This window comes from Streptomyces sp. BBFR25 (assembly GCF_044590125.1).
GTDB classification, from domain to species: domain Bacteria; phylum Actinomycetota; class Actinomycetes; order Streptomycetales; family Streptomycetaceae; genus Streptomyces; species Streptomyces canus_D.
In genome coordinates, this window is record NZ_CP172447.1 from 7790434 (window position 1) to 7816167 (window position 25734).

General features: G+C 73.1%; 22 protein-coding genes and 1 pseudogene. 12 read left to right on the plus strand and 11 right to left on the minus strand.

The genetic code is table 11. The features are described 5' to 3' along the window. Position 1: 1 nt before the first annotated feature. The 7 genes from ACGH52_RS34870 to rhaI all read right to left on the minus strand — a co-directional run bounded on the left by ACGH52_RS34870 (position 2) and on the right by rhaI (position 8657). Complete coding sequence (locus tag ACGH52_RS34870) at positions 2-787, minus strand: ABC transporter ATP-binding protein (RefSeq protein WP_171987002.1); 786 nt, start codon at positions 785-787, stop codon at positions 2-4. A gap of 126 nt (positions 788-913) precedes the next feature. Beyond that, complete coding sequence (locus ACGH52_RS34875; protein ID WP_076972859.1) at positions 914-1561, minus strand: LUD domain-containing protein; 648 nt, start codon at positions 1559-1561, stop codon at positions 914-916. Beyond that, on the minus strand, positions 1558-3051 hold the full coding sequence (locus tag ACGH52_RS34880) for a LutB/LldF family L-lactate oxidation iron-sulfur protein (protein ID WP_399945254.1): 1494 nt from the start codon (positions 3049-3051) through the stop codon (positions 1558-1560). The genes ACGH52_RS34875 and ACGH52_RS34880 overlap by 4 nt, the downstream gene beginning before the upstream one ends. Then, positions 3048-3803: a (Fe-S)-binding protein gene (locus tag ACGH52_RS34885; protein ID WP_399945257.1), complete on the minus strand. Its 756-nt coding sequence runs from the start codon at positions 3801-3803 to the stop codon at positions 3048-3050. Before ACGH52_RS34885 ends, ACGH52_RS34880 begins: the two co-directional genes overlap by 4 nt. A 78-nt stretch (positions 3804-3881) precedes the next feature. Beyond that, a complete protein-coding gene (locus ACGH52_RS34890) occupies positions 3882-5336 on the minus strand; it encodes a rhamnulokinase family protein (RefSeq protein WP_399945260.1) in 1455 nt (484 codons plus the stop codon). Continuing rightward, on the minus strand, positions 5333-7372 hold the full coding sequence (locus ACGH52_RS34895) for a bifunctional aldolase/short-chain dehydrogenase (protein ID WP_399945262.1): 2040 nt from the start codon (positions 7370-7372) through the stop codon (positions 5333-5335). The genes ACGH52_RS34890 and ACGH52_RS34895 overlap by 4 nt, the downstream gene beginning before the upstream one ends. 124 nt (positions 7373-7496) lie before the next feature. Further along, positions 7497-8657 carry an L-rhamnose isomerase gene (gene rhaI / locus ACGH52_RS34900; RefSeq protein WP_210976924.1) on the minus strand — a complete coding sequence of 387 codons (1161 nt, stop codon included), beginning with the start codon at positions 8655-8657 and terminating at the stop codon, positions 7497-7499. Positions 8658-8934: 277 nt separating this feature from the next. On the opposite strand from rhaI, the gene ACGH52_RS34905 reads away from it, so the two are divergent. The 10 genes from ACGH52_RS34905 (at position 8935) to ACGH52_RS34950 (ending at position 19195) form a co-directional block, all read left to right on the plus strand. After that, entirely contained in the window at positions 8935-10452 is a 1518-nt protein-coding gene (locus ACGH52_RS34905; protein WP_399945266.1) for a sugar ABC transporter ATP-binding protein, read from the plus strand. Next, positions 10449-11489 (plus strand): ABC transporter permease, encoded by a 1041-nt coding sequence (locus ACGH52_RS34910; protein WP_399945269.1) that lies wholly within the window; start codon positions 10449-10451, stop codon positions 11487-11489. The genes ACGH52_RS34905 and ACGH52_RS34910 overlap by 4 nt, the downstream gene beginning before the upstream one ends. Continuing rightward, positions 11482-12513, plus strand: a complete 1032-nt coding sequence (locus ACGH52_RS34915) for an ABC transporter permease (protein WP_399945272.1) — start codon at positions 11482-11484, stop codon at positions 12511-12513. Before ACGH52_RS34910 ends, ACGH52_RS34915 begins: the two co-directional genes overlap by 8 nt. A gap of 41 nt (positions 12514-12554) precedes the next feature. Next, on the plus strand, positions 12555-13637 hold the full coding sequence (gene rhaS / locus ACGH52_RS34920; protein ID WP_076972851.1) for a rhamnose ABC transporter substrate-binding protein: 1083 nt from the start codon (positions 12555-12557) through the stop codon (positions 13635-13637). 29 nt (positions 13638-13666) lie between these two features. Beyond that, the gene (locus ACGH52_RS34925; RefSeq protein ID WP_076972850.1) at positions 13667-13987 is read left to right on the plus strand and encodes an L-rhamnose mutarotase; all 321 of its coding nucleotides are present in this window, start codon (positions 13667-13669) and stop codon (positions 13985-13987) included. Between the two features lie 90 nt (positions 13988-14077). Further along, positions 14078-15103, plus strand: coding sequence for a LacI family DNA-binding transcriptional regulator (locus tag ACGH52_RS34930; protein ID WP_399945277.1), 1026 nt, complete (start codon positions 14078-14080; stop codon positions 15101-15103). A gap of 114 nt (positions 15104-15217) precedes the next feature. Next, positions 15218-16519, plus strand: a complete 1302-nt coding sequence (locus tag ACGH52_RS34935) for an alpha/beta fold hydrolase (RefSeq protein ID WP_399945280.1) — start codon at positions 15218-15220, stop codon at positions 16517-16519. A gap of 74 nt (positions 16520-16593) precedes the next feature. Beyond that, the gene (locus ACGH52_RS34940; protein ID WP_076972847.1) at positions 16594-17337 is read left to right on the plus strand and encodes a PIG-L deacetylase family protein; all 744 of its coding nucleotides are present in this window, start codon (positions 16594-16596) and stop codon (positions 17335-17337) included. Between the two features lie 49 nt (positions 17338-17386). Beyond that, positions 17387-18289: a sigma-70 family RNA polymerase sigma factor gene (locus tag ACGH52_RS34945; protein ID WP_076972946.1), complete on the plus strand. Its 903-nt coding sequence runs from the start codon at positions 17387-17389 to the stop codon at positions 18287-18289. 57 nt (positions 18290-18346) lie between these two features. Then, on the plus strand, positions 18347-19195 hold the full coding sequence (locus ACGH52_RS34950; RefSeq protein WP_399945284.1) for a pentapeptide repeat-containing protein: 849 nt from the start codon (positions 18347-18349) through the stop codon (positions 19193-19195). Here ACGH52_RS34950 and ACGH52_RS34955 read toward each other — a convergent pair. After that, positions 19157-20728, minus strand: coding sequence for a cytochrome P450 (locus tag ACGH52_RS34955; protein WP_399945287.1), 1572 nt, complete (start codon positions 20726-20728; stop codon positions 19157-19159). The two genes, ACGH52_RS34950 and ACGH52_RS34955, sit on opposite strands and share 39 nt — an antisense overlap. A 122-nt stretch (positions 20729-20850) precedes the next feature. Here ACGH52_RS34955 and ACGH52_RS34960 point away from each other — a divergent pair, with 122 nt between their 5' ends. After that, complete coding sequence (locus tag ACGH52_RS34960) at positions 20851-21459, plus strand: TetR/AcrR family transcriptional regulator (protein ID WP_059296840.1); 609 nt, start codon at positions 20851-20853, stop codon at positions 21457-21459. 119 nt (positions 21460-21578) lie between these two features. Continuing rightward, positions 21579-22304 carry a DUF2470 domain-containing protein gene (locus tag ACGH52_RS34965; protein WP_399945290.1) on the plus strand — a complete coding sequence of 242 codons (726 nt, stop codon included), beginning with the start codon at positions 21579-21581 and terminating at the stop codon, positions 22302-22304. Here ACGH52_RS34965 and ACGH52_RS34970 read toward each other — a convergent pair. The 3 genes and pseudogenes from ACGH52_RS34970 to ACGH52_RS34980 form a co-directional block, all read right to left on the minus strand. Beyond that, positions 22272-23319: pseudogene (locus ACGH52_RS34970) on the minus strand (lactonase family protein). The gene ACGH52_RS34965 and the pseudogene ACGH52_RS34970 sit on opposite strands and share 33 nt — an antisense overlap. A gap of 25 nt (positions 23320-23344) precedes the next feature. Then, complete coding sequence (locus ACGH52_RS34975) at positions 23345-24391, minus strand: hypothetical protein (RefSeq protein ID WP_121704060.1); 1047 nt, start codon at positions 24389-24391, stop codon at positions 23345-23347. Between the two features lie 60 nt (positions 24392-24451). Continuing rightward, positions 24452-25708: an aromatic acid exporter family protein gene (locus tag ACGH52_RS34980; protein WP_193777846.1), complete on the minus strand. Its 1257-nt coding sequence runs from the start codon at positions 25706-25708 to the stop codon at positions 24452-24454. Positions 25709-25734 lie beyond the last annotated feature (26 nt).

A 25734-nucleotide genomic window follows, 5' to 3' on the forward strand; every position in this document is an offset into this window, starting at 1 on the left:
CTCACACCCCCGCCGGCACGTCGTCGCCCAGGTGCGCGAGGCGCTCCGCGACCGCGTCCGGGGTCGGCGCGTCCATCCGCCCCGCCAGCCGGCCGTCGGCGAGGAAGACCACCGAGTCGGCGTACGAGGCGGCGACCGGGTCGTGCGTCACCATCACCACGGTCCGCCCGTGCACCCGCACCGCCTCCTGGAGCAGCAGCAGCACCTGCCGGGCGCTGCGCGTGTCCAGCGCTCCCGTCGGCTCGTCCGCGAAGATCACCCGCGGTTCGGTGACGAGGGCCCGGGCGATCGCCACCCGCTGCCGCTGACCGCCGGAGAGCTGGTCGGGACGGTGACCGAGCCGGTCCCCGAGACCGACCGACGTCAGGATCTCCCGCGCCCGCCCGCGGTCGACGCGACGCCCGGCCAGCTTGAGCGGCAGCACCGTGTTCTGCGCGACGGTCAGCGTCTCCAGCAGGTTGTACTGCTGGAAGACGAACCCGACCCGGCCGCGCCGGAACCTCGTCAGCTCCGCCTCGCCGCCACCCGTCAGCTCCTTGCCGTCCACGCACACGATGCCGCCGTCCGGCCGGTCGAGACCCGCCGCGCACTGCAGCAGCGTGGACTTGCCCGAGCCGGACGGCCCCATCACCGCGGTGAACGTGCCGCGCCCCAGGCTCAGCGTCACCCCGTCCAGGGCGGTCACGGCGTTCTCCGCCGAGCCGTACGTCCGGGTCACCTTGACCAGCCGGAGGGCCTCGGAGGCGGGGCCCGGGTCGTGATTGCCTCGTGCGCCGGAGCGAAACATCGTGATCACCTTCCGTGTGGCACGCCCTGTGCGGTGCCTCGTGGAAGACGCTACGGAGAGTGCGGCCGGACCACACTGGGTGCAGAACCCGTATCCGGGGGTGTACTCAGCGACACCCCGGCAGCGCTACGAGCCGCTCAGCAGCACCACCTCCAGGGTGCGCGGGCCGTGCACCCCCTCGACGCGGTCCAGCTCGATGTCGCTGGTCGCGGAGGGCCCGGAGATCCACGTCAACGGCCGCTTCGGGTCGAGCCGTTCGAGCGCCTCGGGCACCGACGACACGACCTGGTCGGGGACCCGCACGACACAGATGTGGTGGTCGGGGACGAGGGTGATGCGCCGCCGCCCCTGGTCGGGGGAGCCGTCCAGGACGATCGTGCCGGTCTCGGCGACGGCGACGGCGCAGCCGGTCACGACGCTCTCCACCCGGTCCAGCTCGTGCGGTGTGCTCACCGCGCGGTCGTGCACGCGCGTCGGATCGGCGGCCGACATCCACGCGGGCGGCAGGCCCGGCGGCACCAGTACGTACCGGGGGCCGCGCTGGGCGAGCAACCGCATGATGAGCAGCGGCAGTTCCTCCTCGTCCGCGCGGTGCACGACCGCCCGGTAGTCCGCCAGGTTCTCGGCGAGCAGGTCCACCGTCTGCGCGACGGACCGCTGCCCGTGCTCGCGCAGATAGTTCCGGGCGACGACCTCCTCGTAGGGCCTCGCGTCGTCCGGCACGTCCGCCAGTGCGCGCCGTACCCGGCCCAGGATGCGCTCCCTGCTGCTCACTTCGCTCCGCCCTTCCCGCCGTGCATGCGCTGCCACCAGTCCCGGAACGGCTCCGCGGGCACCGCCGGGAGGTCCCGGCTGCCGCTCCACGCCCGGCCGGGACCGGGCAGCGTGCGCGGATGCAGCCGACGGGTGCGCGAGGCCAGCCGCTGCCCGGTCCTGAGCGCGCCGGGGTGCGTGAACGCCCACTGCGCCGCCCGCATCGCCGCCCGCTCGGCGGCGTGCCCCTTGGCGGGCTTCAGGACGACCCGGTTGCCGCCCCGGACGGCCGGACCGCCCTGCACCACCCGCTCCCGCAGGTGCACCAGCACCTCGGGGATGTCGATGGCGACCGGGCACACCTCGTAGCAGGCACCGCACAGCGAGGAGGCGTACGGCAGCGAGGCGTCGATCTCGCTGCCGGTGCCCCGCAGTTGCGGGCTGAGGATCGCCCCGATCGGGCCCGGGTACACCGAGCCGTAGGCGTGGCCGCCGGCCCGCTCGTACACCGGGCACACGTTCAGGCAGGCCGAGCAGCGGATGCAGCGCAGCGCCTGGCGGCCGACCTCGTCGGCGAGGGTGTCGGTACGGCCGTTGTCCAGCAGGACCAGGTGGAAGGCGCTGGGGCCGTCCCCTTCCCCGGCCCGGCCGTCCCTGGTGCCCGTCCACATGGAGGTGTACGGGTTCATGCGCTCGGCCGTGGAGGAGCGGGGGAGGGTCTGCAGGAAGACCTCCAGGTCCTGCCACCTCGGCACGATCTTCTCGATGCCGACGACCGAGATCAGCGTCTCGGGCAGGGTCAGGCACATCCGCCCGTTGCCCTCGGACTCCACGACCACCAGCGTGCCGGTCTCGGCGACCACGAAGTTGGCGCCGGAGACACCGACCTTCGCCCGCAGGAACTTCTCCCGCAGGTGCAGCCGGGCCGCCTCCGCGAGTTCGGCGGGGGTGTCCGTCAGACCCTCGGGCGCCGGACGGCCCCACTCGCCCATCTCGGAGCGGAAGATGTCGCGGATCTCGCCCCGGTTGCGGTGGATGGCCGGCACCAGGATGTGCGAGGGCCGGTCCTTGCCCAACTGCACGATCAGCTCGGCGAGATCGGTCTCGTAGGCGTGGATGCCCGCCGCCTCCAAGGCCTCGTTCAGACCGATCTCCTGCGTCGCCATCGACTTGACCTTGACGACCTCCGACTCGCCGGTCTCCCGGACCAGCCGGGTGACGATCGCGTTGGCCTCGTCGGCGTCGGCGGCCCAGTGCACCGTGCCGCCCGCGGCCGTGACCGCCTCCTCGACCTGCACCAGGTACCGGTCGAGGTGGCGCAGCGTGTGGTCCTTGATCTGCTTCCCTGCCTCGCGCAGCGCCGCCCAGTCGTCCAGCTCCGCCACCGCGCGAGCCCGCTTCTCGCGGATGGTGTGGGTGGCGTGGCGCAGATTGCCGCGCAGCGTCGTGTTGCCCACCGCCTCCCGCGCCGCCCGGGGGAAGGCCGGCATCCCCACGAAGGTCCCGCTCATCCGGCCGCCACCTCCTCGGTGCTCGCCAGGATCTCCGCGAGGTGCACCGGCCGCATGCCCGTGCGCAGCCGCGTCATCGTCCCGCCGATGTGCATCAGGCAGGAGTTGTCGGCCGCGCACAACACGTCCGCGCCGGTCGACTCCGCGTTGCGCACCTTGTCCGCGCCCATCGCCGCCGACACGTCGGAGTTCTTCACGGCGAAGGTGCCGCCGAACCCGCAGCACTCCTCGGCGCCCGGCAGCTCCACCAGCTCCAGCCCCTTCACCGCCTCCAGCAGCCGCCGCGGCCTCTCGCCCAGGCCCAGGCTCCGCAGCCCGTGGCAGGTCGGGTGGTACGTCACCGTGTGCGGGTAGTACGCCCCCACGTCCATCACCCCCAGCACGTCCACGAGGAACTCCGTCAGCTCGTACGTCTTCGGCACCACCGGCGCCAGCACGGCGGCGAGCGTGTCCCCGCGCCCCTCCGCCCGCGCCCGCTCACCCATGCGCGGATACAGTTCCCGCACCATCGCGCCGCACGAGCCCGAGGGCGTCACGACGGCGTCGTAGTCCGCGAACACGTCGGCGAAGTGCCGGGCGAGCGGCTCGGCCTCGTGCCGGTAGCCGGTGTTGTAGTGCGCCTGCCCGCAACACGTCTGGGCCATCGGGAAATCGACGTCGACGCCGAGTCTGGTGAGCAGCCTCACCACGGCGCGGCCGGTGTCCGGATAGAGCGTGTCGTTGACGCAGGTCAGGAACAGTGCGACACGCATCGCGGCTCCTCGTGTTCGATCATCGGATGAATGATGAGTGCAGACTAGTCGGCCGATCGGGCGCGCGGGAGCCCCGGTTCACCGGTCGGCGAGTCGGGCCGCGGCCGCCCGCCAGCGGGCGGTGCCGCCGCGCGGTTCGTACCGGGTCAGCGACTGGGTGCGCACCAGCAGCCCGCGCATTCCCGCCAGGTCGCCGACCAACCCGTGGGCGCGGGCCTGCACCAGGACGTTGCCGAGTGCTGCCGCCTCCGTCGGCCCCGCCACCACCGGCAGCCCGCAGGCGTCGGCGGTCAGCTGGCACAGCAGCGCGTTGCGGGTGCCGCCGCCGACCACGTGCACGACGTCGACCGGATGCCCGGCGAGCCGCTGCGCCTGTTCGACGGCCGCGCGGTGGGCCAGCGCCAGCGAGTCGAGGATGCACCGGGTCACCTCGGCGGGCGTCCGGGGCACCGGCTGCCCCGAGGCACGGCACGCCTCGGCGATCCGCTCCGGCATCCGTCCCGGCGCCAGGAACGCGGCGTCACCCGCGTCCACCACCGACCGCAGCGCCGGCACGCGCGCCGCCGCGCGCAGCAGCTCACCCAGATCGGGGTCGCCCCAGGCCCGTACGCACTCCTGGAGCAGCCACAGACCCATGATGTTGCGCAGGTAGCGGACGGTGCCGTCCAGGCCGAGTTCGTTGGTGAAGTTGGCGGCCCGGCTCTCCTCCGTCAGTACCGGAGCGGTCAGTTCGAGTCCGGCCAGCGACCAGGTGCCGGTGCAGATGTAGGCGAAGCGCTCACCCGAAGCGGGTACGGCGGCCACCGCGGAGGCGGTGTCGTGCGAACCGACCGCCGTCACCGGCACGGGTCCCGTCAGCCCCGTCTCCTCCAGCACCTCCGGGCGCAGCCGCCCCGCCGGGTCACCGGGCCGCCGCAGCGGGGCGAACAAGGCGAGGTCGATCCCCAGCCGGTCCGCGACCTCCCGCGACCAGTCCCGGGTACGCGGGTCGATCAGCTGGGTGGTGGAGGCGTTGGTCAGCTCCGTGCCCTGCTCGCCGGTCAGCCAGTAGGTCAGCAGGTCGGGGATGAGCAACAGCCGCCGGGCCGCCGCGAACTGGGCCGTGCCGCGCGCCGCGACCAGCTGGTACAGGGTGTTGAAGGGCGCGTACTGCAAGCCCGTCGCCGCGTACAGCTCCCCGGGGGGCAGTGAGGCCCACACCTTCTCCGCGACGCCCTCGGTACGGGTGTCGCGGTAGTGCACGGGGTTGCCCAGGAGCACCCCGTCCGCGTCCAGCAGGCCGTGGTCGACGGCCCAGCTGTCCACGCCGACCGAGTCCACCGGTCCGGCGGCCCGCAGACCGTCCAGCACACCGGCGTACAGCGCGAGGACGTCCCAGCGCAGCCCGTCTGGCGTGCGGACGGGCCGGTTGGGGAAGCGGTGCGCCTCGGTCAGCTCCAGCCGGTCGGCGCCCACGCGGCCGACCATGACACGCCCGCTGGACGCGCCGAGGTCGACCGCGGCGTACGCCCTGGCGTCGATGGCGGTGCTCATCGCAGGAACGCGGCGGCGACACCGGCGTCGACCGGGACGTGCAGGCCGGTGGTGTGGGTCAGGTCGCCGCCGGTCAGCGCGAACACCGCGTTCGCGACGTGCTCGGGCAGCACCTCGCGCTTGAGCAGCGTCCGCTGCGCGTAGAACTCGCCCAGCTTCTCCTCCGGCACCCCGTACACCGCCGCCCGCTGGGCGCCCCAGCCGCCCGCGAAGATGCCCGAACCGCGCACCACACCGTCGGGGTTGACGCCGTTGACCCGGATGCCGTGCTCACCCAGCTCGGCGGCGAGCAGGCGCACCTGGTGGGCCTGGTCGGCCTTGGTGGCGGAGTAGGCGATGTTGTTGGGGCCCGCGAACACGGCGTTCTTCGACGCGATGTAGACGATGTCGCCGCCCAGCTCCTGCGCGGTCATCACGCGGGCCGCCTCGCGCGAGACGAGGAAGGAGCCGCGGGCCATGATGTCGTGCTGGAGGTCCCAGTCCTTCGCCGTGGTCTCCAGCAGCGGCTTGGAGATGGAGATCCCCGCGTTGTTGACCACCAGGTCGATCCCGCCGAAGGCGAGCACGGCCGCCTCGAACGCCGCGGCGATCTGCTCCTCGGAGGTGACGTCGACACCCACCGCGACGGCCTTGTCGTCCCCGCCCAGCTCCTCGGCGACGGCGGCCGCGTTCTCGGCGTTCAGGTCGGCGACGACCACGCAGGCGCCCTCGTCCACCAGCCGCCGCGCGATCGCCTTCCCGATCCCGCTGCCCGCGCCGGTCACGAGCGCGACACGGGTGGCCAGCGGCTTCGGCTTCGGCATGCGCCGGAGCTTGGCCTCCTCCAGCGCCCAGTACTCGATGCGGAACTTCTCCGACTCCTCGATCGGCGCGTACGACGACACCGCCTCGGCCCCGCGCATCACGTTGATCGCGTTGACGTAGAACTCGCCGGCCACCCGCGCGGTCTGCTTGTCCTTGCCGAAGCTGAACATGCCCACGCCCGGGACCAGCACGATCGCCGGGTCGGCGCCGCGCATGGCGGGGGAGTCGGGCTCGGCGTGCCGCTGGTAGTAGGCGGCGTACTCCTCGCGGTAGGCCGCGTGCAGCTCCTTGAGGCGGGCGACCGCCTCGTCCAGCGGCGCGGTCGGCGCCACGTCCAGGACCAGTGGCCGCACCTTCGTGCGCAGGAAGTGGTCCGGGCAGGAGGTGCCGAGCGCGGCGAGCCGCGGGTGCTCCGCCCGCGCCAGGAAGTCCAGCACCACGTCCGCGTCGGTGAAGTGCCCGACCTGCGGCCGGTCCTGAGAGGCCAGACCGCGCACGTACGGCGCCAGCGCCGCCGCCCGCTCCCGCCGCTCGGCCTCGGGCAGCGCCGCGTACCCGTCGATCACCGGACCGAACGGCTCGGCCCTGCCGCGCTCGGCGAGGAAGGCCTCGGCGGTGCGGATGATGTGCAGCGAGTTGCGCTCGCACTCCTCGGAGGTGTCGCCCCACGCGGTGATGCCGTGCCCGCCGAGCACACAGCCGATCGCCCGCGGGTTGGCCTCCTTGACGGCCGCGATGTCCAGCCCGAGCTGGAAACCGGGCCGCCGCCACGGCACCCACACCACGGTGTCGCCGAAGCACTCGGCGGTCAGCTTCTCGCCGTCCGCCGCGCAGGCCAGCGCGATCCCGGAGTCCGGGTGCAGATGGTCCACGTGGGCGGCCTCGACCAACCCGTGCATCGCCGTGTCGATGGAGGGCGCGGCGCCGCCCTTGCCGTGCAGGCAGTAGTCGAAGGCGGCGACCATCTCGTCCTCGCGCTCGACGCCCGGGTAGACGCCCTTGAGCGCCCGCATCCGGTCCAGCCGCAGCACGGCGAGCCCCGCCTCGGTGAGCGTCCCGAGATCCCCGCCGGACCCCTTGACCCACATCAGCTCCACCTCACCCCCGGTGACGGGATCGGTCCCGGTGCCCTTGGCGGACGCGTTGCCACCGGCGTAGTTGGTGTTGCGCGGATCGCCACCGAGCCGATGGGAACGGGCGAGGAGGGCGGCGGCTGAGGGGTGGATACCCATGTTTGGCAGTCCTTTTCAACGAGGGCGAGGAGCAGCGCCCCTGGAAGGGGCGCGGGGAACTGCGCGACCAGCCACGAACGGCCCGCAGCCCGCGAACAACAGAAACCCGGCAGACGCTTACGGACTAGGCCCCCCACCCGGCCTGCTGCCCACCGACCCGCTCGGCGACGACCTTCTCCGCCCACCCGCAGGAGCGATACGCCTTCATGGGCTCGGGGTCCAACCCCGACTCCTCCCGCACCTCCCGAAGAATCGGACGCACGTCCGTGTTGTACGCGTCCATCAACACGGCGTTGGCCTCCAGCACATCCCCCGAGCCCTGCGCAGCAGCCAGCGCCGAACCGTCGACCAGCAGCGCCTTCGCCGTAGCCTCCTGCACGTTCATCACCGACCGGATGATCGCCGGGATCTTCGCCTCGATGTTGTGGCACTGGTCGAGCATGAACGCCACGTCGGAGGTGAACCCGCCCCCACGCACCACCTCGTACATGATGCGGAACAGCTGGAACGGGTCGGCGGCACCCACCATCAGGTCGTCGTCGGCGTAGAACCGCGAGTTGAAGTCGAAACCGCCGAGCTTCCCCTCCCGCAGCAGCGTCGCCACGATGAACTCGATGTTCGTGCCCGGCGCGTGGTGCCCCGTGTCGACCACCACCTGCGCCTTCTCGCCCAGCTTCAGACAGTGCGCGTACGCCGTGCCCCAGTCCGGCACGTCCGTCGAGTAGAACGCCGGCTCGAAGAGCTTGTACTCGAGCAGCATCCGCTGCCCCTCGCCGAGCCGCTCGTACACCTCGGCCAGGCCCTCGGACAGCCGGTCCTGCCGGGAGCGGATGTCGTCCTGGCCGGGGTAGTTGGTGCCGTCGGCGAACCACAGCTTCAGGTCGCGCGACCCGGTGGCGTCCATGATGTCGACGCACTCCAGCAGGTGGTCGACGGCCTTCCTGCGCACCGCCGCGTCCGGGTGGCAGATGCTGCCCAGCTTGTAGTCGTCGTCCTGGAAGGTGTTGGAATTGATCGCGCCGATCCGTACGCCCCGCTGCTCGGCGTGCGCGGCCAGCGCGGCGTAGTCCTCGACCCTGTCCCACGGGATGTGCAGGGCCACGGTCGGGGCCGCGCCGGTGAACTCGTGCACCTTCGCCGCGTCGTCCAGCTTCTCGAACGGGTCGCGCGGGACACCGGGCTGGGCGAACACCTTGAAGCGGGTGCCCGAGTTGCCGTACGCCCACGACGGCGTCTCGACGGCCTGGGTCTTGAGCGCGGCCTTTACCGCGGCGAGCTCGGTCACTTCGGGACTCCTGTGGCATCGGGTCGTGGTCCGCTGTGCGCACGACCGTGGATGAAACGATTCAGAACGCGAAGTTATGAGCCCCGCGAAGGGGTGTCAACCCTTCTCGTCACCCCGGCTGTTCGTGACGCGTCCGTGACCTTCGGAGATCGAAAGTTTTTCGACCCGGACCCATTGACGTGCCATACCCTCGCTGCCTAACGTCCCCGGCAACCAAGTTGAAACCTTTCACGACGCCGTGAGGGCCGTCCCGTCCGGTGTCGTCGAGGAGCCCCCAATGACCCACCCGTCCGACACGGGTACGGCCCCGGTCCTGGCGCTCAGGGACGTCTCCAAGTCCTTCGGCGCGGTCCGTGCGCTCAGGGACGTCTCCCTGGAGCTGTTCCCCGGCGAGGTGCACGCCCTCGCCGGCGAGAACGGCGCCGGAAAGTCGACCCTCATCAAGACGCTGGCCGGAGTGCACCGGCCGGACGCCGGCCAGGTGCTGCTCGACGGCGCACCGGTCGTGTTCCACGGCCCCGGCGACGCCCGCGACGCCGGCATCGCCGTGATCTACCAGGAGCCCACCCTCTTCCCCGATCTGTCGATCGCCGAGAACATCTTCATGGGCCGCCAGCCGCGCCGCGCCCTCGGCCGCATCGACCACAGGGCCACCCATGCCGCCACCGCCGCACTGATGCTGCGCCTCGGTGTCGAGTTGGACCCCGACCGGCCCGCACGCGGCCTGTCCATCGCGGACCAGCAGATCGTCGAGATCGCCAAGGCGCTCTCCTTCGACGCCCGGGTCCTGATCATGGACGAGCCGACCGCCGCCCTCACCGGCAGCGAGGTGGCCCGGCTCTTCGGCGTGGTGCGCACCCTGCGCGAACAGGGCGCCGCGGTGCTGTTCATCTCCCACCGCCTGGAGGAGATCTTCCGCATCTGCAAGCGGGTCACCACCCTGCGCGACGGCGCCCGGATCGCCAGCGAGCCCCTGGAGGGCATGACCGAGGACGACCTGGTGCGCCGCATGGTCGGCCGCGACCTCGACGAGCTGTACCCCAAGCAGGAGGTCACCCCGGGCGAGACCGCCCTGAGCGTGCGCAGGCTGACCCGCGAGGGCGTTTTCACCGACGTCTCCTTCGAGGTGCGGCGCGGTGAGATCGTCGCGCTGGCCGGACTGGTGGGCGCCGGACGCACCGAGGTCGCCCGCGCCGTCTTCGGCGTCGACCGCTGGGACGCCGGGGAGGTCGAGGTCGACGGCAAGCCGCTCGTCAACGGCGCCCCCTCCACCGCGATGGCCGCCGGACTCGCCCTCGTCCCGGAGGACCGCCGCGCCCAGGGCCTGGTGATGGACATGTCCATCGAGCGCAACATCGGCCTCACCGGCCTGCGCACGACCGTGAGGGCCGGGCTCATGGACCGCGGCGCCGAGCGCAGCCGCTCCCTCGACTGGGCGGTCAAGCTCCAGGTCAAGTACGCCCGCATCGCCGACACCGTCGCCACCCTGTCCGGCGGCAACCAGCAGAAGGTCGTCCTCGCCAAGTGGCTGGCCACCGGCCCCAAGGTGTTGATCGTCGACGAACCCACCCGCGGCATCGACGTCGGCACCAAGGCCGAGGTGCACCGGCTTCTCTCGCAGCTCGCCGCCGACGGCGTGGCCGTCCTGATGATCTCCTCCGACCTGCCCGAGGTCCTCGGCATGGCCGACCGCGTCCTGGTGATGCACGAGGGCCGTCTGACCGCCGAGATATCCCGCACCGACGCCACCGAGGAGACCGTGATGGCCGCAGCCACGGGGAGGGCCGCCGCATGACGGTCACCGCACCCGAGAAGGCCCCCGCGGCCGACGTGCCGACGGCCGGCGCCACCCGGCTGGTGGACCGCATCTTCAAGATGCGCGAACTGGCCATCCTGCTGGTCTTCCTGGTGATGATCGCCCTCACCCAGGCCGGCAACAGCGAGTTCCTGTCCGAGCAGGGCATCAAGGACCTGCTGCTGAACGCGACCATCCTGGTCCTGGTCGCCACCGGCCAGTCCCTGGTCGTCATCACCCGCAACGTCGACCTGTCCGTCGGCTCCACCCTCGGCATCAGCGCCTTCGCCGCGGGCACCTACCTCCAGGGCGGCGGCAACCCCGTCGTGGCGGTGCTGCTCGCGGTGCTGCTGGGCATCGGCTTCGGCCTCCTCAACGGCCTGCTGGTCAGCCTCGGCCAGGTGCCCGCCCTCGTCGTCACCCTCGGCACCCTCTACATCATCCGCGGCATCGACTCCATCTGGGTCGGCTCCCGGCAGATCACCGCGGCCGACCTGCCCGGCGGCTTCGTCGACTTCGGCTCCGGCGGCATCTCCGCCGTGCCCTGGCTGGCCATGATCGCCCTCGCGGTGCTCGTCGCCACGGCGTACTACCTCAAGCAGTTCGGCAGCGGACGCGAGCTGTACGCGCTCGGCTCCAACCCCGAGGCCGCACGGCTGGCCGGCATCCCGGTCCGCAAGCGGATCCTCGCCGCCTACACCTTCTGCGGGGCCCTCGCCGGACTCGCCGGAGCCCTCTACCTCGCCCGGTTCGGCAACGTCGACTCCGGCACCGGCAACGGCTACGAACTGACCGTCGTCAGCGCCGTGGTGGTCGGCGGCGTCGTCTTCACCGGCGGCTCCGGCAGCGTCTACGGCGCCGCTCTGGGCGCGCTGCTGCTGACCTCGATCAACAGCGTGCTGCCCGCCCTCGGCGTCAGCTCCGTGTGGGTGCTGGCCATCAACGGCATCCTGCTCATCCTCGCCATCGCCGTCGACCGGATCGTCGCGCTGCGCGTGGCCAACGCCCTGAAGAAGAGGAACGCCCGCCATGGCTGACAGCTCCCCGACGCGCGTCGTCCGCTGGTCCGCCTCCTTGAGGTGGGACGGGGCGGTGGGCGCCCTCCTCGTGGTCGTCCTGCTGCTCTCCTTCGGCTTCGTCGACGGCTTCGGCAACGCCCTCAACCTGTCCTTCCTGATCGGCAACACCCTGCCGATCGCGCTGATCGCCCTGCCCATGACGCTGCTGGTCGTCTCCGGCGAGATCGACCTGTCGGTGGCCTCCACCGCGGGACTGTCCGGCGCGGTGATGGGCGCCCTGTGGAACCAGGGCATGACCATCGAGACGATCATCCCGATCTGCCTGCTGCTCGGCGTGGTGTGCGGTCTGGTCAACGGCCTGCTGGTCACCCGGCTCGGGCTGCCCTCCCTCGCCGTCACCATCGGCACCATGGCCGCCTACCGGGGCATCGCGCAGATCGTGCTCGGCTCCGACTCGGTGACCGACTTCCCCTCGCAGTACCTGGACTTCGCGGCCGGACGCCTCGGCGACACCTTCCTGCCGTACGCCTTCCTGCCGTTCCTGGCGCTGCTGGCCATCGCCGTGCTCGCCCTGCACGCCACGCCGTTCGGCCGGTCGCTGTTCGCCATCGGCGCCAGCGAGGAGGCCGCGCGCTTCGCCGGCCTCCGGGTCAAGCGGCAGAAGCTGATCCTGTTCACGCTGACCGGTCTGATGTCGTCCCTCACCGGCGTCTTCTGGGCCCTGCACTACGCCAGCGCCCGCTACGACAACGCCACCGGCCTCGAACTGTCCGTCGTCGCCGCCGTGCTCCTGGGCGGCATCGACTTCGACGGCGGCAAGGGCACGCTCGGCGGGGCGATCGCGGGCGTGTTCCTGCTCGGCGCGCTGCAGAACGTGATGAGCCTCCAGGACGTCTCCGCCCAGTCGCAGATCGTCGTCACCGGCGTCCTGCTCGTGCTCTCCGTGCTCGGCCCCCGGGTCGCACGGCAGATCTCCCTCGCAAGGGCCGGACGCGGGGCGGCACCCACACCCCCGTCCAAGGCGCCCGCGCCCACTGCGTGAACCCCGTCACCGGCCCCGCCCACCCTCGTAAGGAACCCACCATGCGCAAGTCGTCCATCCGCCGTACCTGTGCGACCCTCGCCGCCGTCACCTCCCTCGCCCTGGCCGCCACCGCCTGCGGCGGCACCACGAAGGAGGACGTCAAGGACGAGGGCGGCAAGGCCGCCACGGCGGGCAAGGCCGACCCGAACGCCGAGACGAAGAAGGGACTGACCGTCGGCTTCCTGCCCAAGCAGGTCAACAACCCCTACTTCACCGTCGCCGACAAGGGCGGCGAGAAGGCCGTCAAGGAGCTGGGCTCCAGCTACAAGGAGGTCGGCACCTCCAGCGGCACCGACACCGCCGGCCAGGTCTCCTACGTCAACACGCTCACCCAGCAGCAGGTCGACGCCATCGCCGTCTCCGCGCAGGACCCCGGTGCGCTGTGCACCGCGCTCAAGCAGGCGATGAAGAACGACATCAAGATCGTCACCTATGACTCGGACACCAACCCCGAGTGCCGCAACGCCTTCATCTCCCAGGCGTCCGCCGACGACATCGGCCGCACCCAGGTGCAGCAGCTGGCCGAGCAGATCGGCAACAAGGGCGAGATCGCGATCCTGTCCGCCGCGCAGACCGCGACGAACCAGAACGCCTGGATCGAGATCATGAAGGACGAGCTGAAGGACCCGAAGTACAAGGACATCAAGCTGGTCAAGGTCGCCTACGGCGACGACGACGCCCAGAAGTCCTTCCAGCAGACCCAGGGCCTGCTCCAGGAGCACCCGAACCTGAAGGGGATCATCTCCCCGACCACCGTCGGCATCAAGGCCGCCGCCCAGTACCTGTCCGGCTCCAAGTACAAGGGCAAGGTCAAGCTCACCGGCCTCGGCACCCCCAACGACATGCGCAAGTACGTCAAGAACGGCACCGTCGAGGCGTTCGAGCTGTGGGACCCGGCCAAGCTCGGCGAACTCGCCGCGCGCACCGCCGTCGCCCTGTCCTCCGGGCAGATCACCGGCAAGGAGGGCGAGACCTTCGAGGCCGGCGCCCTGGGCGAGTACACCATCGGCAAGGACGGTGTGATCAACCTCGGCAAGCCGACCGTGTTCACCGCCGACAACGTCGACCGGTTCAACTTCTGATCACCACCCTCGTACGGGAGCGGCAGTCCATGCAGCGCGTCTGTTTCCTGCTCAAGGTCCGCCGGGACCGCGTCGCGGAGTACCGCGAACGCCACGCCGCCGTGTGGCCCCAGATGTGCGAGGCGCTCTCCGCCACCGGCTGGCACAACTACTCGCTCTTCCTGCGGGACGACGGCCTGCTCGTCGGCTACCTGGAGACCGAGGACTTCGCCGCCGCCCGGGCCGGGATGGAGGCCACCGAGGTCAACGCCCGCTGGCAGGCGGAGATGGCCCCGCTGTTCGAGTCCCTCGACGGGGCCCGCCCCGACGAGGCGATGAAGCCCCTCACCGAGGTGTTCCACCTCGCCTGACGGGGACCTCGTCGGGGCGGCCCGGGTACTGTGTGAAGGTCCCGCGGCCGCCCCCCCCAGACCCAGCCCGACCTCGGAGGTCCCTGCCCGATGGCCCATTCCGTGGGTATCAAGGACGTCGCCCGCGCCGCCGGAGTTTCCGTGGGCACGGTCTCCAACGTCATCAACCGCCCCGACACCGTCGCGACCGAGACCCGCGCGCGGGTGCTGTCCGCCATCGACCGGCTGGGCTACGTCCGCAGCGAGTCCGCGCGCCAGCTGCGCGCCGGCCGCAGCCGCATCATGGGGCTCCTCGTCCTGGACATGGGCAACCCGTTCTTCGTCGACGTCGCCCGCGGCGCCGAGCGCGCCGCCCGCGAGGCCGGACTCGGCGTGATGGTCTGCAACAGCGCGCAGAACCCGGGCGAGGAGGCCGAGTACCTCTCGCTCTTCGCCGAGCAGCGGGTCCGGGGCGTCCTGCTCACCCCCGCCGACGCCACCGGCCGCAACATCGAGGGCTTCCGGCGCCACAACATCCCCTTCGTGCTGGTCGACCGGGTCGCCGAGGGCACCACCGAGTGCTCGGTCTCCGTCGACGACGTCGCGGGCGGCGCGCTGGCCGTACGCCACCTCGTGGACGCCGGACACCGCTCCATCGCCTACGTCAGCGGCCCGCCCGGCCTCAACCAGGTGCGCGACCGCCGCACCGGCGCCCTCACCGCGCTCGCCGAGGCCGGACTCGGCCCCGACGCGCTGCGCGAACTGCCCACCGAGCGCCTCGACGTCGCCGCGGGCCGCGACGCCGGCGCCCGCCTCCTGGGCCTCGCCGAGCGCCCGACCGCCGTCTTCTGCGCCAACGACCTGCTCGCCCTCGGCGTCCTGCAGGCCATGTACGCCGCCGGGGTCGGCGTCCCGGACGACCTCGCGATCGTGGGCTACGACGACATCGAGTTCGCCGCCGCCGCGGCCGTCCCGCTCACCTCCGTGCGCCAGCCCGCCGTCACCATGGGCGCCATGGCCGCCGAACTGCTCCTGGAGGAGACCGAGCTGGAGGGCACCGGCCGGCCCCACCCGCACCGGCGGGTCGTCCTCCAGCCGGAGCTGGTGGTGCGGCGCTCCAGCCTCGCCGCCCGCTGACCGGCCGGTCAGCACGCTGTCATGATCCCGGGGGCCGACGGCCGCAGGACGGTGTGCTGAACTGGGGCATGGCCGAAAGAATCGGCCGCCAGATCCGTCCGCCCGGGAGACCCCTTGAGCGTCAGTTACCGCCAGCCAGGCGTCGTCCTCACCGACCGCCGTTTCACCGTGCCCCTCGACCACGCCGACCCCAGCGGGGAGACGATCGAGCTGTACGCCCGCGAGGCCGTCGCGAGCGACAAGGCCGACCAGGACCTGCCCTGGCTGGTCTACCTCCAGGGCGGACCCGGCTTCGGGGCGAACCGTTTCATCGGCCGTCCCGCCTGGTTCGGCCGCGCCCTGAAGGACTACCGCGTCCTGCTCCTGGACCAGCGCGGCACCGGCGCCTCCACCCCGGCCAACCGCCAGACGCTCCCGCTGCGCGGCGGCCCCGCCGAGCAGGCCGACTACCTCGCCCACTTCCGCGCCGACGCCATCGTCCGCGACTGCGAGGCCATCCGCCCCCAGGTCACCGGCGGCGCCCCCTGGACCGTCCTCGGCCAGAGCTTCGGCGGCTTCTGCACCGTCGCCTACCTGTCGCTGGCCCCCGAGGGCCTGAGCACCGCCCTGATCACCGGCGGCCTGCCCTCCCTGGACGCCCACGCGGACGACGTCTACCGGGCCGCCTACCCGCGCATCGAGCGCAAGGTCGTCGCGCACTACGCCCGCTACCCGCAGGACGTCGAGCGCGCCCGCCGCATCGCCGACCACCTCCTGACCCACGACGTGGTCCTGCCGGGCGGCTACCGCCTCACCGTGGAGGCCTTCCAGTCGCTCGGCATCATGCTCGGCGGCAGCGAGGGCAGCCACCGGCTGCACTTCCTGCTGGAGGACGCCTTCGTCCGCACCCCGAACGGACACGAGCTGTCCGACGCCTTCCAGGAGCAGGCACAGGGCCTGCTGTCCTACGCGGCCAACCCGCTGTACGCCCTCATCCACGAGGTCATCTACGGCCAGGACGCCCGGCCCACCGACTGGTCCGCCGAGCGCGTCCGCGCCGAGTTCCCGCGCTTCGACGCCGCGAAGGCCCTCGCGGGCGACGAACCGCTGCTGTTCACCGGCGAGTCGATCCACCCCTGGATGTTCGACTGCGACCCGGCGCTGCGCCCCCTGCGCGAGACCGCCGAACTGCTCGCCGCCCGCACCGACTGGACCCCGCTGTACGACCCCGCCCGCCTCGCCGCCAACGAGGTCCCGGCCGCCGCGGCCGTCTACCACGACGACATGTACGTCGACACCGCCCACGCCCTGACCACCGCCCGCGCGATCCGGGGCCTGCGCACCTGGGTCACCGACGAGTTCGAGCACGACGGCGTACGGGCCGGCGGCCCCCGCGTCCTGGACCGGCTGCTCGCGCTCGCCCACGACGAGGCCTGAGAGGCCGGGGCCGGACACCCGGCACCGCGCCGAAATCCGGGTGCGATGTCAGCGGCGCGGGTTACTGTGCGGGCATGACGGAGCCGACGATCACGCAACTGGAGCCCATGCCCGGCGACTGGAGCCGCGCCCTCGCCGTGGTGGCGCACCCGGACGACCTGGAGTACGGCTGCTCGGCGGCGATCGCGGCCTGGACCGACGAGGGCCGCGAGGTCGCCTACGTCCTCGCGACCAGGGGCGAGGCGGGCATCGACACGCTGCCGCCCGCCGAGTGCGCCCCGCTGCGCGAGCGGGAGCAGCGGGCGAGCGCGGCCGTCGTCGGGGTGAGCGAGGTGGAGTTCCTCGACCACCGGGACGGCGTCGTCGAGTACGGCACCGCGCTGCGCCGCGACATCGCCGCCGCGATCCGGCGGCACCGACCCGAGCTGGTCATCACCATGAACCACCGGGACACCTGGGGCGGTGTCGCCTGGAACACCCCGGACCACGTCGCCGTCGGCCGTGCCACGCTCGACGCGGCGGCCGACGCGGGCAACCGGTGGATCTTCCCCGAGCTGACCGAGCAGGGCCTCGAACCCTGGAACGGCGTGCGGTGGGTCGCGGTCGCCGGTTCCTCCTCGCCCACTCACGCCGTGGACGCCACGCCGGGGCTGGAGCGCGCGGTGCGCTCGCTGCTCGAACACCGCACGTACATCGAGGTGCTGACGGAGGAGGACCCCGAGACGTATGTGCGGGGATTCCTCACCGGCTTCGCCCAGGCCGCCGGGGAGCGGTTCGGCGGGAAGCCGGCGGTGACCTTCGAAGTCTTCGGACGGTAGCGGCGTGGCGGGGGAGCGGGGCGTGCGCGGGGAGCGGGACGTGCGGGACATGCGGCAGGAGCAGCGGCTCGCCGAGCGGTTCGAGGAGCACCGGGGGCAGCTGAAGGCGGTGGCCTACCGCATGCTCGGCTCACTGGCCGAGGCGGAGGACGCCGTGCAGGAGGCCTGGCTGCGGCTCGACCGCTCCGGCGGGGACGGCATCGACAACCTCGGCGCCTGGCTGACCACCGTGACCGGCCGGATCTGCCTGGACCTGCTCCGCTCCCGCACCGCGCGGCGCGAGGAGCCCATGACCGAGGGCTTCGACACCTTTGTGCCGGACCCCGTGCTGCGGGCCCTGCCCCAGGCCGACCCGGAGGCGGAGGCCCTGCACACCGACTCGGTGGGCATCGCCCTGCTGGTGGTCCTGGAGACCCTGGAACCGGCCGAGCGGCTGGCGTTCGTCCTGCACGACATGTTCGCCGTGCCCTTCGACGCCATCGCACCGGTCGTCGAGCGCACCCCGGCCGCCACCCGCCAGCTCGCCAGCCGGGCCCGGCGCCGGGTGCGGGAGGCGACCCCCGCGGCCGAACCGGACCTCGGGCGGCAGCGCCGGGTGGTCGAGGCGTTCCTGGCCGCTAGCCGCGCCGGTGACTTCGAGGCCCTGGTGTCTGTCCTCCACCCGGACGTGGTGCTGCGGGCCGACGCCGGTGCGCTGGCCCGGGGCGTGGCGGCGTCCAAGGTGGTGCGCGGCGCCCGGACCGTCGCCACCGGGGCGTTCCACTTCCGCCACCTCGCCCCACTCGCCCGCGTCGTCCTGGTCAACGGCGCGGTCGGTACCGTCGCCGTGTCCGAGGGGCGGCCGCGGTCGGTCACCTACGTCACCGTCGCCGACGGTCTCATCACGGGCCTGTACATCCTGTCCGACCCGGAACGGCTGGCCCGACTCGACCTGTCCGCGCTGGAGGGCTGACCCGGGGCGCGGGGGCGCCCTCGGAGCCGCGCGCGGGCGGCCCGTATCCTCGACGACATGCGAGAACACACGGCGGACGGGGCGGACACCCGGGCCGGTGCGGAACTGCGCGGCGACTGCGACAGCTGCTTCGGCCTGTGCTGCGTGGCCCTGCCGTTCGCCCGCTCGGCGGACTTCGCGACCGACAAGGACGCCGGCACCCCCTGCGTGAACCTGCGCACCGACCACCGCTGCGGCATCCACGCGACGCTGCGGGAGCGCGGCTTCACCGGCTGCACGGTCTACGACTGCTTCGGCGCCGGACAGCGGGTCTCGCAGGTCACCTTCGGCGGCAGCGACTGGCGCACCGGCCCGCCGGAGCAGGCCCGCCGCATGTTCGACGTGTTCCCGGTCGTCCGCCACCTGCACGAGCTGCTCTGGTACCTGACCGAGGCGCTGACCCTGCCCGCCGCCCGCCCGGTCCACGCCGACCTGCGCGGCGCCCTCGCCGACACCGAGCGCCTCGCCTCGGGGACACCGAAGGAGCTGGCCGCCCTCGACGTGGCCGCGCACCGGCAGCGGGTGAACGTGCTCCTGCTGCGCACCAGCGAGCTGGTCCGGTCCGGCACCCGCGGCCGGAGGAAGAACCGCCGCAACGCCGACCTGATGGGCGCCCGCCTGAAGGGCGCCGACCTCTCCGGGGCCGACCTGCGCGGGGCCTACCTCATCGCCGCCGACCTCACCGGCGCGGACCTGCGGGGCGCCGACCTGATCGGCGCGGACCTGCGCGACGCCGACCTCACCGACGCCGATCTGACGGGCGCCTTCTTCCTGACCCAGCCGCAGGTCAACGCGGCCAGGGGCGGCCCCGGCACCAGGCTGCCGGACTCAGTCACCCGCCCGGTGCACTGGACAGCGGGACGCTGAGCCGGCGTTCCCGGTGTCTTCCGCCCGTGCCTGTCCGGCGTCGTCCGCGCGGGAGGCGGGCGCGGGCGTCGACGGGGTCCGCCGGGCCAGGTGCAGGCGCAGCCCCTCGGGCATCAGCGTCAGCCGCTCGGTGACCCGCAGCCGGTAGCCGGGGTCCGGCCGCAGGTCGTAGCGGCGCAGCAGCAGCCCGAGGACCAGCGTGGCCTCGTGCAGCGCGAACTGCCGCCCGATGCAGGCCCGCGCCCCGGTCCCGAACGGCTTGAACGTGTGCGGGGCGCGCGCCCGCACGGCCTTCGCGTCGAAGCGGTCCGGGTCGAACCGCTCGGCGTCCGGGCCCCACACTTCCGGATCGCGGTGCAGCATGCCCGTGAGCACCAGCGCCCAGGCCCCGCGCCGCATCGGATACGTGCCGCCGAGCACCGTGTCCTCGCGGGCCTCCCGCGCGAAGCCGGGGGCGGTCGGCCACAGGCGCAGCGACTCGTCCAGGACCCGGCGCACGTAGCGCAGCCTGGCCACCTGCTCGTAACCGGGCGCCTCGGTGTCGCCCCACACCCGGTCCACCTCGGCGCGGGCCCGGGCCGCGACCTCGGGGTGCCGCGCGAGGTAGTGCAGGGCGAAGGAGAGGGCGCCCGAGGTGGTCTCGTGACCGGCGACCAGGAAGGTGATGACCTGGCGGCGGACGTTCTCCGGGGACAGTCGCTCACCGGTCTCGGGGTGCGCCGTCTCCAGCATCCGGTCGAGCAGGTCGCCGTCCCCGCCGCCGGTGCCACCGGTCGCCCGGCGGGCGCGGACGAGGTCGTCGACCGTGCGGTTGAGGTACGCGATGTCGGCGGCGTTGCGGCGGCTCGCGTCGCGCAGCAGCCAGAGGGCGAGCGGGGCGGGCACCGTGTTGAGGCGCTGCGCGTAGCCGAGCGTGCCCACCATGGCGGTGACGAAGGGGTGCGGGCGCGGGCGTTCGAAGGAGCCGAAGTCGTGCCCGAAACCGGTGCGCGCGATGGTCTCCAGGGTCAGCTTGGTCATGTCGCCGGGCACGTCCACCGCCCGTCCCGCCGCCTCGGCCAGGTCCCAGTGGCCGGTGAGCCGCGCGGCCACGTCCAGCATCATCACGTGGTACCCGGCCATGGCCTCGCGGCTGAACCCGGGCGCCAGCACGTCGTGCGCGAGCTGCCAGTTGGGCTCGTGGTTGTACGCCGTGAACAGCCCGTCCCCGGCCACCGGCCGCAGGTTGGCCACGCCCAGGCCGACGTGCTTGGCGAACCGCGTCTCGTCCGCCAGGTCGGCGGCGAGGGAGGCGCCCCACACGAACACGAACTCCTTGCCGAAGGCCCGCCGCCGGAATATCGGCCCCAGCCGCCGCGCGTACCGCAGCGAGTCCTGCATCGGGGTGCGCCTGCTCGCGCCCACGACGTCACCGAGCAGCGGCAGCCGGTACGGGGGGTGCGGGATGCGGTGCAGTTCGGGCCAGCCCAGCTCGGCGCTGCGGAAGCCCTTCGGCAGTCCGTCCCGGGCCGTCTCCCTCGCTGTCTGGGCCATGACGTGATCTCCCTTGACGCAGCGGCGTGTTGCACGAGCCGAGGCGAGCGTGTTGTACATGGGTTCAATAGCGCGGCCCAGTGTCGTCCCGTTGTTGAACCGGCGTCAAGTAAGGTGCGGGCATGGCCGCGAACCAGGGCGAGCGCACCCGCCGCCGGCTCAGCACCGCCGAGCGCCGGGAGCAGTTGCTCTCGGTGGGCGCGCGACTGTTCTCGGAGAGCCCGTACGACGAGGTCTGGATCGAGCAGGTCGCCGAGATCGCCGGGGTCTCCCGCGGGCTGCTGTACCACTACTTCCCGAACAAGCGGGACTTCTTCGCGGCGGTCGTCGAGCGCGAGAGCGAGCGCATGCTGCGGATGACGGCGGCCGTGCCCGGCGTCCCGGTCCGCGAGCAGCTCACCGCGGGCCTCGACGCCTACCTGGAGTACGTGCGGGCCCACGCGCACGGCTACCGCGCCTTCCACCGCGCCGACGCGGCGGGCGACCGGGCGGTGCGCCGCGTTTACCAGAAGGCGCTGGCCGCGCAGGAACGGCAGATCCTCGCCGCCCTCGCCGCCGACCCGGAGTTCGGCCCGGCCTTCGAGGAACGCGGCGACGTGCGGCTGGCGGTGCGCGGCTGGCTGGCCTTCACCACCGCGGTCTGCCTGGAGTGGCTGCGCGACCCCGAGCCCGCCCGCGAGCAGGTGCGGGACCTGTGCGCGCGGGCGCTGTTGGGAGCCATCGCGCCCTGAGGCCGCGGGTCCGGTTCGCGCGGCGGTGGCGAGTCGCGTCGCTGTCGTGGTTGGCGCACACCCCGAACTCCGATAGGTTAGGTGAGCCTTACCTAATGAATTGCCGAACGGAGGTTGGGATGGGTGACAGCCACACCTGGGCGGCCGCGCCCGCCGCGGCGGAGCAGGCCCGCTCGGTGCTCGCCGCCGCCTGGTCGTGCGCGGTGACCGCGGAGGGCGGCCGGGAGGAGTTCGTCGGCGCGCACACCGTGACCGACGACGGCCGGGTGCTCCTGGACGTCCCCGAGGACAGCGCGCTGGTCGCCGCGGCGGTGTGCGCGCCCCGCGGGGAGCCGTCCGCCGTGCTGGAGTTCGCCGACGTGGCGCCCGTCCCGGTGCGGGGGCGGATCAGGGCCCGGCTCTGGCTCGCCGGCCGGCTGGCCGTGGCGGACGGGCAGCTGGCCTTCCGGCCCACCCGTGTGGTGCTGCGGCGGCCGTCCGGGACCGTGGTGGTCGACGTCGACGAGTTCACCGCCGCCGCGCCCGATCCGCTGGCCCTGGCCGAGGCGCGGCTGCTGACCCATCTCGCCGACTGCCACGGCGACGCCGTACAGCGGCTGACCCGGCTCGTCGACCCGGACAGCCTGTACGGAGCGGCCCGGGTGCGGCCGCTCGCCGTCGACCGGCACGGACTGACCCTGCGCATCGAACGGATCCGTGACCACGGCGACGTACGCCTGCCGTTCCACGCGCCCGCCGACGAGATCGCGCAACTGACGGAGCGGGTGCACGTGCTGCTCGCCCAGGCGAGCGCGACCTCCTGCCCGCGGGCCCTACAGCGGCAGCGCACAGACGGCGACGGGTGAGGCGAACGGCTCTCCCGCGGGGCGCAGCCCGCCGTCCTCCAAGCCCACGTGGAACGCGGTCACGGTGCCGGAGCGCTGGTTGGCCGCGAACAGCAGCGCGCCGTCCGGTGAGAAGGCGATCTGCCGCGGGAAGTCGCCGCCCACCGGCACCGTGCCGAGGAGCCGGAGCCGGGCGCCCCGAGCCTCCACCGCGTACCGCGTCAGGCTCGTTGGCCAGATAGGCGTGGCGTCCGCCCGGGTGGAAGGTGAGGTGCCGGGGCCCGGCGCCCGGCCGGGTCCGCGCCCGGGCGACCTCCGCGAGGGTCCCCGCGCCCTCGTCCAGGCGGTAGGTGTACACGGTGTCCGTGCCGAGGTCCACGGCGAGGACGTGGGCGCCGTCCGGGGCGGTGACGACCTGGTGGGCGTGCGGACCCCGCTGTCCCGGGCCCGGCGGCGGAGTGGAGTGCGTGACCAGGTGGGTGCGTTCGCCCGGTGCGCCCGAGGCGTCGACCGGGTGCACGGCGACGCTTCCCGAGCCGTAGTTGGCGCTGAACAGCCAGCGTCCGCCCGGGTGCACGCAGAGGTGGCAGGGCGCCGCCCCGCCGGTGCTCCGGCTGCCCAGCACCTTGCGGTCCGACAGCCGGACGGCGGTCACCGCCCCGTCCTCGCGCTCGTCGACCGCGTACACGGTCCGGCCGTCGGGATGCACCGCCAGGTACGAGGGATCGCCCACCTCGGCGAGCAGGCCGCGGCCGGTGATCCGGCCCGTGCCGGGTTCGTACTCGGCGAGTCCGATGCCCTGGCCGCCGCCCTCGGCGGAGGTGTAGGTGCCCAGGAGGAGCGGGCGTGGGCCGGAGGACCCCCGCTCCCTGCCCGACGCACCGCCGCCCGCCCGGGACGGGGTCGGCGTCGCGGACGGCGCCCGCGCCCCGGCCGCCCCGCCGCACGCCGCCGCCGCGGGGAGGGCCGCGGTCGCGGTGGCCGTGCGGGCGAGCAGCCCGACGAAGCGCCGCCTGCTCCATCCGTCACCGCTCATACGGCCCTCCCGTGCCGGTCCGCCGCTACCAGTCCCCGTCCTGCACCGGCTTGCCCGGCGCGTCCCCCAGCGGCTGGACCTGGTGGGGCGCGGGCGGCTGCCAGGGCTCGTGGTCGTCGCCGATCCAGTCCCCGACCGGCTGCACGTCCTGGAGCGGTTCGGCGGGCGCGAGATCGTGGGCGTCCTGGTCGTAGTAGTCGTACCAGGGCAGACCGGCCCGGGTGTAGGCGGCCCGGTCCACGGGGGACGGCGGCGGCGCCTCACCGGTGATGCGGCGCCACTCGGGCGGGGTCACCAGGTGCACGAAAACCCGGCCCGCCGGACGCTCGGCCCAGTCCGTCAACGGCCGTTGGTCGCGGTACACCTCCTGGCGCATGGAGCCGCCGACGCCGAGACCCATGGCGGGCGCGGACCGGGGTGCGCCGCCGTACCCCGCCGCCGAGCCCGGGGCGGCCGGGGCCGAGAGCGGCGCCGGGGCGCCGAAGGCACCGCCGGAACGGGCCGCCCTGCGGGCCGACTCCGTCCGCCGCCGCTCCTCCTCGCGCCAGCGGGCCAGCTCCGTGTCGTTGAGCGTGAACGCCTGGAGCTGGACGCCGCCCCAGACCTCCTCGCCGGTGACCTGGCCCTCGACGGTCGCCCCCATGCCGAGCGGCACCGCCACGAACTGACGGACCGTGCCGGTCCCGGAGTTGATGCCGTCCAGCCAGGGCTGCCGGGGCAGGACCACGTAGTTCTGCGGGTCCCGGGACAACCGGTCGCTCCAGGGCCTGCCGGAGACCGCGCACACCTTGCCCGCCCCCACCTGGAGCGCGGCGGGCTCCCGCGTACCCGCGAAACTCAGCCACATGGCCTCACGCAGGTACACCGGCAGCAGCACGCCGCCGCGCGCCCGCCACGCCTCGGGCACCCGGTCGGCGTAGTCGGACACCCGGCGGACCGGGAACTCGCCGAGCCCGGGCGGCAGCGGGTGCGTCCCCGTCTCCGGCAGCCGCAGGGTCCGTATGAAGCGGACCGTCGCCCCGCCCGGCAGGATCAGCCGGTTCCCGTCGATCCGCACACTGGTGTCGTCCATCCAACGCCCCCTCGTTCGCCGTTCACGCGCCTTCGTCGGCCGTGCGCCGTTCGTCGTTCCTCAAGAGGAACGCCGGGCGGCGGTGCCGCGGTTCCGCCTGCGCAGCCCGGCCCGCACCCGGTCCCGCAGCCGGGTCAGCCGCGGCATGCGCTCGCGCTGTTCGCGAGTATGGCGGTCCAGCTCCTCCAGGAGGCGGCGGGAGCGGTGCTCGGTGTCCATCTCGTCGATGATCCGGTTCACCTCGGCCAGCACCGCGCCCCGCAGCTGCCACTGCCGGGAGTCGCGCCGGACCTCGTCAAGGAGCAGGTCGGCCAGCCTGTCCCGGGTGCTCGCGGCCTGGCGCAGCTCAGCGGCCAGACGCTCTTCCGCGGACTCGGCGTTCTCGCTCGCGCTGCTGGTGACCAGCACCGAGAAGCTCACCACGGCGTCGGCGATCTCGGAGAGCAGTTGCTGGATCGCCGCCCCCGTCTCCGGCGCGAACAGGGGTTCCGGCTCGCGCTCCTTGGCCAGGTCGGTGAAGCTGCGCGCGAGGACCCGCATCACCACCGTGCAGATCTCCAGGGTGTCCAGGCCGGTGCGGAGCACCACCCGGTGCAGCAGTCCCTCGCGCACCCGGGGGTTGAACCGCAGGCTGTCCTCGGCCTGGCGGAGGTCCTCGTCCACCTCGCCGATGTCGTGGTCGAGGCGGCGGGCCTCGTGCAGCCGGGCCGCCGCCTCGTGGAAGGGCGTGCTGCCGACCGCCTCCTCGCCCATCCGCAGCAGCAGTTGGCGCACCTGCCGGGCCAGCCCCACGACCGACTCACCGGCCTGCTCCACCCACACCGGCGGCGCGAGGATCAGGTTGAAGACCAGCCCGACAATCGCCCCGATCAGGGTCTCCACCACCCTGGCCCACGCCAGGCTCCCGTGCGAGGTGACGCCGAGCACCAGCATCGCGCTGATCGCCACCTCGGCGGTGAACTCCTCGGCGCGCACCAGGTGCCCGACGCCCAGCGCCGCCACGATGATCAGGGCCAGGCTCCACCAGCTGAGCCCGACCAACTGGCTGAAGGCGATGGCGACCAGGACACCGGCGACCACGGCGTTCACCCGGCGGAAGCTCATCTTCAGCGTGGCGTACAGGGTGACCTGCACGACCAGCAGCGCGGTCAGGGGCGCGGTCAGGGGCGCCGCCGACTTGTCGGGGGTGAGCCGTACCGCGATGACATAGGCGATCGATGCCGCGGCGGCGGACCGCAGGGCCTGCACGACCATGGGGTCCTTCAGCCACTTCGCCCGCCGCAGAGCCGTCCTCGCGGCCTCAAGCACATCCCGCATCCTCGGGCTGTTCCCTTCCGCAGGCG